At 36.8% G+C, this 8,079-nt stretch carries 7 protein-coding genes; 1 reads left to right on the top strand and 6 read right to left on the bottom strand.

All coding sequences use genetic code 11. The features are described 5' to 3' along the window. Nucleotides 1–333: 333 nt before the first annotated feature. From RV15_RS02365 to RV15_RS02345, 5 genes are all read right to left on the bottom strand, one after another. Nucleotides 334–1,836, bottom strand: a complete 1,503-nt coding sequence (locus RV15_RS02365) for a HAMP domain-containing sensor histidine kinase (RefSeq protein ID WP_071876465.1) — start codon at nt 1,834–1,836, stop codon at nt 334–336. 11 nt (nt 1,837–1,847) lie between these two features. After that, nucleotides 1,848–2,534, bottom strand: coding sequence for a response regulator transcription factor (locus RV15_RS02360; protein WP_025870779.1), 687 nt, complete (start codon nt 2,532–2,534; stop codon nt 1,848–1,850). Between the two features lie 147 nt (nt 2,535–2,681). Then, the gene (gene gndA, locus RV15_RS02355; RefSeq protein WP_071876453.1) at nt 2,682–4,103 is read right to left on the bottom strand and encodes an NADP-dependent phosphogluconate dehydrogenase; all 1,422 of its coding nucleotides are present in this window, start codon (nt 4,101–4,103) and stop codon (nt 2,682–2,684) included. A 244-nt stretch (nt 4,104–4,347) separates the two neighbouring features. Continuing rightward, nucleotides 4,348–4,527: a 50S ribosomal protein L32 gene (rpmF, locus tag RV15_RS02350; RefSeq protein WP_010763436.1), complete on the bottom strand. Its 180-nt coding sequence runs from the start codon at nt 4,525–4,527 to the stop codon at nt 4,348–4,350. Between the two features lie 56 nt (nt 4,528–4,583). Beyond that, nucleotides 4,584–5,153, bottom strand: coding sequence for a YceD family protein (locus RV15_RS02345; RefSeq protein ID WP_071876452.1), 570 nt, complete (start codon nt 5,151–5,153; stop codon nt 4,584–4,586). Nucleotides 5,154–5,311: 158 nt separating this feature from the next. Here RV15_RS02345 and RV15_RS02340 point away from each other — a divergent pair, with 158 nt between their 5' ends. Beyond that, nucleotides 5,312–6,091 carry an ABC transporter ATP-binding protein gene (locus RV15_RS02340; RefSeq protein ID WP_071876451.1) on the top strand — a complete coding sequence of 260 codons (780 nt, stop codon included), beginning with the start codon at nt 5,312–5,314 and terminating at the stop codon, nt 6,089–6,091. Nucleotides 6,092–6,154: 63 nt separating this feature from the next. Here the strand turns inward: RV15_RS02340 and recQ are convergent, their stop codons facing one another. Further along, nucleotides 6,155–7,939, bottom strand: coding sequence for a DNA helicase RecQ (recQ, locus tag RV15_RS02335; RefSeq protein ID WP_071876450.1), 1,785 nt, complete (start codon nt 7,937–7,939; stop codon nt 6,155–6,157). Nucleotides 7,940–8,079: the final 140 nt, after the last annotated feature.

Below are 8,079 nucleotides of genomic sequence, written 5' to 3'. Positions count from 1 at the left end.
GTCAACAACTTTCTTCCTGATTTTTCAAGTTGTTTCAGCTGTTTCTTACTTAACAACTTTGTTATTCTATCATGAATGTCTAACACTCGTCAAGAGGAAAAAAATATTTTTTTCTGTCTGTTTTCAAGTGACGAACACTCAGTAGAACATGTATAAATATAACAATACTTATCATAAAAAGCAACTAGAAAATATCTATTTTTGTTTGTTTTTTTCGTTGACGAACAAATCCTCTGATACTCACCCAAGCATTCGCTTTTTCTGTAGCGTTAACTCGACAAAACAACTCTATCATTCGTCATTTATAAAAAAAAGAAGTAGGAGCTTCAGCTCCTACTCTACTGTTTCACCTTTATCTACTATCGGAATGTAAATTCTAAAGATGGTTCCTTGATGAACAACACTTTCAGCATCTATTCTTCCTTTATAGTTTTCTACTAACTGTCTGGCAATTGATAGACCTAGTCCGTTACCGCCTTTATTACGTGCTCGAGCTTTATCTACTCGATAGAAACGATTAAATATTTTATCCAGATCTTCTTCTGGGACCCCTTCACCGAAATCTTGAATAGCAATTTCAAATTCACTCAATGTTTTAGAAATAGAAATATGAACTTCTTTGCGCGTTGTTGAATATTTCACGGCATTATCCAAGATAATGATCAAAAGCTGTTCAAAATGATTACGATAGATTCCTAAAGTCACCTCATGTAATAGGTCATCATCTAATGTAATAACAAAATCTGGATATAGAATTTTGAAATTATTAAACACTTGATAAACGACTTGTTTAGCATTTGATGTATGATTTGAGTATTGAACATCGACTTGCTCTGCACGTGACAGATCTAGCATTTCTTGAACCAAACTCTTCATACGAACAATTTCTTGCAGACTGGCTTCTAAGGATTCATCTAAAACTTCCGGGTCCTCTTTCCCCCAGCGATTCAATAAGTTCAAATGCCCTTCAATTATTGCAACCGGTGTACGTAATTCGTGAGAAACATCTTCTACAAATTGCTCCTGCTGTTCAATATAACGTCGCATACGATCCAGCATCTCATTAAAGATCTCCGCCAGATCTGCTAGCTCATCGTTAGAATGAATATCTGGCATATGAATATCAGACTGCGGGTCCTTTCTGATTGTATCCATCGTATCTCTTAGCACTTTTAGCGGCTTCAGGAAGTATGAAGACAAAATAAAGCCAAGAATACTGCTTAAAATCAATGAAATAATTTCCAAAGCAACCAACGTTAGTAATAACCGATTTCTGATATCATAAAATGAAGAGAGTTCATAAAACGCCTGAATGTACCCAATTTGTTCTCTATTTTCTTTAGAATGAATTGGTTGGATGATCAAAAAGCCCGTTTTATCCTCCAAGGTTTTAATTTCAGCTGCTTGTTTTTCTTTTTTCAGGAGTCGGCTTTTTACTTTCTGCGTTTCGAATACAAGTGTTCCATTTGTATCATAAACAGATAAGAACAAAGATGGTTGCCCTAACTCTGAAAGCATAGTATCCATTTCCATCAAAGATCCTTCTACAGAAACTTTCTTGTTATTCAAATCATTTTCATCAACACTAGGTGTTTTTAACTTTTCATAGACTTCAGATATGGTTAAATTTTCTTTTGCATTTGCCAAACGATTGCCAACTTCAGCAACTGTTCTTTCTACATTTTCACGTTCTTTTTCAACAATAAGATTCACAGAAGATTTATAGGTAATCACTGCGAAGATAGTGAATACAACGAATATGAAGAAAGAACTTGCAGAAGCCCACTTGATTGTCAAAGAAGGCCCCTTCAGTTCTTTTTTTGCTGCTTTTTTCATTTTTATTGATTTCACGAGCGCATCACATAACCTGTTCCACGAACAGTTTGGATATAACTCTCCTCGCCAGGAACATCTATTTTGTTACGTAGATAGCGAATATAAACATCAACAACATTCGTTTCCACTTCTGTTTCATAGCCCCAGACTTTATTTAATAGGACGTCGCGAGCTAATACAACATTTACATTTTCCATTAAAGTTAATAATAATTCATACTCACGTTTTGTTAATTCGATCATTTCAGAGTTGCGGCGTACAACACGATTTTCTTTTTCGATCGTTAAGTCACGATAAGTAATCGTTGTTTGTTTAGCCACGTTTTTGTCACCTTCAATATCAATACGGCGAAGTAATGCACGCAAACGCGCTAATAATTCTTCTATAGCAAAAGGTTTTACAATATAGTCGTCCGCTCCATGATCTAAACCAGATACTCGATCAATCACAGAGTCTCTTGCCGTCATCATGATGATCGGCGTATTTTTCACTTGGCGTATACGGCGACAAACTTCAAGCCCGTTCAATTCAGGCAACATCAAATCTAAAAGGATAGCATCCCAATCATTATTTAAAGCCGCTTCTAAACCAGTACGTCCGTTGTAGTGAACTTCTGCAGTATAACCCTCATGTTTCAGCTCCAGTTCTACAAAACGTGCTAAGTTTTTTTCATCTTCAATAATTAGAATATTACTCATTGGTTATTTGTCCTTTCTCTTTAAAAGCTATCTTAAAGCTTACCCATTATACCCACTTTTGTCTTAAAAAGCTAGCAACAACCCATATTTTCCACACAACAGAGAGAAAACCATGAGAACTTTTTGAATCCCATGGTTTCCAACATATTATTCTTCGTTATACCAACTATAGTGGTAAGTGCCTTCTTTATCAACGCGTTGATACGTATGTGCACCAAAATAATCTCTTTGTGCTTGGATAAGATTTGCTGGTAAACGTTCTGAACGATAAGAATCATAATACGCAATTGCTGAAGCAAATGTTGGAACAGGTACACCCGCTTGAACAGCGATTGATACAACATCACGAACAGATTGTTGATATTTTTTTGTAATATCAATAAAGTACTCATCTAATAGTAAGTTTTCGATCGTTGGATTTTTGTCATATGCATCCGTGATTTTTTGTAAGAACTGAGCACGGATGATACAACCTGCACGCCAGATTTTAGCGATATCACCGAATGGTAAGTCCCACTCATAATCTTCTGAAGCGACACGTAATTGAGCAAAACCTTGTGCGTAACTCATGATTTTACTGAAGTAAAGAGCTTCGCGAATTTTTTCGATCAATTCTTTTTTATCCCCTTGATAAGCAGGCGCTTCTGGTTTTGATAAGACTTTACTTGCTTTTACACGTTCATCTTTATAAGCAGAAATGAAACGAGCGAAAACAGATTCAGTAATCAACGGCAATGGAACACCTAGGTCTAAAGCACTTTGGCTTGTCCATTTTCCAGTTCCTTTATTACCAGCAGCATCCATGATGACATCAACGATTGGTTTACCCGTTCCTTCATCGTCTTTACGTGTTAAAATATCTGCTGTGATTTCTACAAGGTAACTATCTAACTCCCCTTGATTCCACTCTTTAAAGATCTCAGCCATTTCATCCACAGAAACACCAAGAATATTTTTCATTAGGTCGTAAGATTCAGCAATCAATTGCATATCACCATACTCGATTCCGTTATGGACCATTTTAACATAGTGACCCGCACCATTTGGACCAATGTATGTTACACATGGTTCGCCATCTTCTGCTTTAGCAGAAATCTTTTCTAAAATTGGAGCAACTAATTCATAGGCTTCTTTTTGTCCACCTGGCATGATTGAAGGGCCTTTTAACGCACCTTCTTCTCCACCAGAAACACCTGTTCCAATAAAGTTAATACCAGAATTAGCCAATTCTTCATTTCTACGGATTGTATCTTTGAAGAACGTATTCCCTCCGTCAATCAAAATATCTCCTTTATCTAAATGAGGCAGCAACTCTTGAATCGTTGCATCTGTTGCAAAACCTGCTTGAACCATCAACATAATACGGCGCGGTTTTTCAATAGAGTCTACAAACTCTTCGATTGTATACGTCGCTTTAAAATTTTTATCTGGATGTTCCTCAACGACATCTGTTGTTTTTGAACCTGTACGATTAAATAGAGCGACTGTATATCCTCTACTTTCGATATTCAAGGCTAAATTTTTTCCCATTACGGCCATTCCGACTACGCCAAATTGTTGTTTTGTCATCTTGTATCCTCCCACTATCTTTGAAAAGAACTTCATTAGAACTTTCTTATAATCTACATCATTATAACGTAGAATGCTTGATATGAAAACAAAATAGTTCGATTAATTTAATTTAATCCGCTTTATTGTTTGGAAATCGGACAATTGAAGAGAATTGTCCGACCACTCGATTATTTTTGCTCAAAATAAATCCCCTAGGCTCCATGGTTAGCCTAGGGGATTTTAACATTTTCAAAAAAATGTTTTATGCTTCTTTAGAGATTACGTCTTTTCCATCGTAATGACCACATGCTGGACATACGTGATGGCTTTTTCTCATTTCACCACAGTTTGAACATGCATTCAAACCTTTAATAGTTAATTTGTAATGAGTACGGCGTTTGCCCTTTTTAGCTTTTGAAGTTCTTCTAGCTGGTACTGCCATTGGTGTTCCACCTCCTTGTAAAGATGTGTGCATAAAATGCACGATATATTCCAATCCTACTGCTTATCGTCCTCATCAGATGTTTCACTGAACAATTCGGATAATTTAGCAAGACGAGGATCCATTGTTTGTTGTGCTTCTTCTTGTCTTTTCTGTGCGTACTCTTCTTCTGAAAGAACTTCCCAGTCATTGCCCTTTGGCATCTCTTGGCTTACTTGTTCTTCTTCTGATAATACTTGAATTGGAATAGACAAAAGAATGTTATCTTCGACTGACTCATCTAAATCGATCGTTGGTTTTTCCAACAAAATGATTTCTTCATCTGCCAAACGTTCATCTCTTTGCTGATACTGCTCTGGGGTCATAAAGACCTCATCCACATCAATCGCAAGTGTAAGAGGAACAGGTGTTAAAGAACGTGAAGATGGAACTGTTACAATAACATCAATTCTATAATGAAGCAAATACTCTTCTTTTCCTACTGCCAAGATCCCGGTTGCTTTAACAGGACTAACATCAAGAATTAGACTATCTCTTTTCATCAGGGACGCTTTTAAATCTAGTGTCTCTGAAAATTCACATGGCTTGTCTTTGTATTTGTTTAGTTCTAGTAAAGACCATTTCATATTCATCACCTCATAACGCAACAAAAGCAATTATACAAGGGTTTGAAAGCTTTGTCAATGAAATTTTCTTGACAGTGTTTTCTTCTTTCAACTTTTTTCATATACCGCTGTTCTATCCTCCTTCTTTAATGGTAAAATAAAACAAAGGAGGAGTTAGTATGAAAGCATTTGAGTTTAAAAATGTATCTTTTATTCGGGATAAAAAGATACTGTTAAATAACGTGAATTGGACAGTTCAAGCATCGGAAAACTGGGCAATCCTCGGATTGAATGGCGCTGGTAAAACACTGCTTTTACAATTGATTTGCGGGTATCTCTGGCCTTCTAAAGGACGGCTAGAAGTTTTAACCCAAGTATTTGGTCACGCCTCGATACCTGAGTTACAACGCCGAATTGGCTGGGTCAGCACAGCTCTACAGTATCGTATGAAAGATGGAGAAACTGCTGAAAAAATTGTTCTATCTGGGAAATTCGCTAGCATCGGGATTTATCAACACTATACCCCTGAAGAACTTGAGCAGGCAAAAACTATTTTGAGCAATGCAGGCGGTGAATCGCTTATCGGGAAAAAATACACTGTTCTTTCTCAAGGTGAACGACAGTTAGTCTTGATCTCCAGAGCTTTGATGACTGAACCGGAGTTATTGATTTTAGATGAACCGTGCAATGGCTTGGATTTATTTGCTAGAGAAAAACTCTTGTCTCAAATCCAGCAGATCGCTGAGCAAAAGAATCATCCGACGCTTCTGTATGTTACTCACCATACAGAAGAAATTCTGCCTTGTTTTAATCACTTGATGTTGCTCAAAGCCGGAAACATTTTTGCAAAAGGAACACAAGCCGAACTATTCAATGAAGAAACATTCACAGATTTTTACGCCGAACCAATCCAAATCATTCCGTTAAAAGATGAACGATTGGCTGTTTATCCTAAATAAAGGTTAATACAAAAAAGTTAGAGTCTTCCTCTAACTTTTTTGTTAATCAATGCTAAGCGCCCGCTAGTTACTAGCATCTTTTTCTTCTGATTGTTTAAATAGTTCAATTGCTGCCAAGAATTTCTCGCCATATTTGTCTAATTTATTTTGTCCTACACCTTTTACCTGCAATAATTGAATTGAATTTTTAGGGAGTTTTTCACACATCTCTTTCAAGGTACTATCTGAGAAAATCAGATATGGCGGTACACCTGCTTCTTGTGCTAAGTCCATCCGTAATTCTCTTAATGTTTCGAAGAGGCCGTCATTGACTACAACTTTCCGAACACGCTGATCTTCTTTTCTAAATACTGTTTGCTGGCCTAAAAGAACTTGAACCCCTGTTGGCGAAACCGACAATAATGGATATTGACCATCTGATGGGTTTAAATATCTTTCAGCTGTCAAATAATCTATTAGTTGATTGACTTCTTTTTGCGTTCGATCTTTCATCAATCCATAGGTAGGTAGACGATTAAAATGCCACTGATCGATTTTTTGATCTTTTGAACCTGTCAAAACTTTTCCAACTAGCCCCTTACCAAATTTTTCTCCCATGCGTTTTACACAAGATAAAACTTTTTGAACATCTACAGTGATATCCACTAATTCCCTTTCATCTAAACAATTGGAACAGCGCCCACAATCATGTCCTTTCTCTCCAAAGTAGCGCAAAATAAACTTTTGTAGACACATTTGAGCATTTGCATATTGGGACATTTCTCTTAATTTCATATATTCTTTTTGTTTATAATCGATCGTCATTTCGGATTGGTCGATAAAAAATTGCTGGATTTGAAGATCTTGTGGTGCATATAGTAAAACAGCATCACTAGGAAGTCCATCACGTCCAGCGCGCCCAGCTTCTTGGTAATAAGACTCGATATTCCCAGGGATCTGGGCATGGATAACAAAACGAACATTACTTTTATTGATTCCCATACCAAATGCATTCGTTGCAACCATCACTTGTAACTTATCGAATAAAAACTGCTCTTGGTTATGATTTCTTTCTTTTTCATTCATCCCACCGTGATACATGCCAACGGTTATTTTCTTACTTTGAAGCAAATGATAGATTCGTTCTACTTCTTTTCTTGTACTGGCATAAACAATACCTGATTGTCCCTGATTCAGCTTTAGATATTCTAAAAGGAAAACATCTCGATTTTGATCCTTGACCACTTGGAATGATAGATTCTCACGAGCAAAGCCAGTTTGCACATGGTTCTCTTTTGGAATATGTAATTGTTGCAGGATATCTTCTGCCACTTGGGGTGTTGCTGTAGCAGTTAATGCAATCACCGCTGGCTGTTGCTGGAATTGTTCGATAATTTCAGCTAGGCGCAGATAACTAGGACGAAAATCGTGCCCCCATTGCGAGATACAATGTGCCTCATCGACTGCTAATAAATCAATTGGCACATGTAATAATAATTGTTGAAAATCAAAGGATTCTAAACGCTCAGGTGCCACATATAATAGCTTGACCTCGCGGTTAACTGCCATTTGAACGCGTGTGTTCATCTCTTGTTGGGAAATAGTGCTGTTGATAAATGTCGCTGGGATTCCCATCATATTTAGTGCATCAACTTGGTCTTTCATCAAAGAGATTAACGGCGAAATAACCAAAGTAAGATTCTCCAGCATAAGTGCGGGTAATTGATAACAAATTGATTTACCGCCCCCTGTAGGCATGATTCCTAAAACATTTTCTTTATGTAAAACATGATTGATAATTTCTTCTTGTCCATGACGAAATTCGTCGTATCCAAATTTTTCTTTTAGTAAGTCTTTGATGTCAATCATGAAATTCTCTCCGTTCTTTGTGTCTGGTTGTTATTTTAGCATGCGTTATAGTGCAATTCAAGAGAGGATTAAGCCGGCGTGAAACAATTCGCCTTTTGTGAAACACTAGTATTTTTTGTAAAAAAACAAATCCCTTATTT

Source organism: Enterococcus silesiacus (assembly GCF_001886225.1).
GTDB classification, from domain to species: Bacteria; Bacillota; Bacilli; order Lactobacillales; family Enterococcaceae; genus Enterococcus_L; species Enterococcus_L silesiacus.
This window is presented reverse-complemented; position numbering and strand designations above follow the sequence as displayed.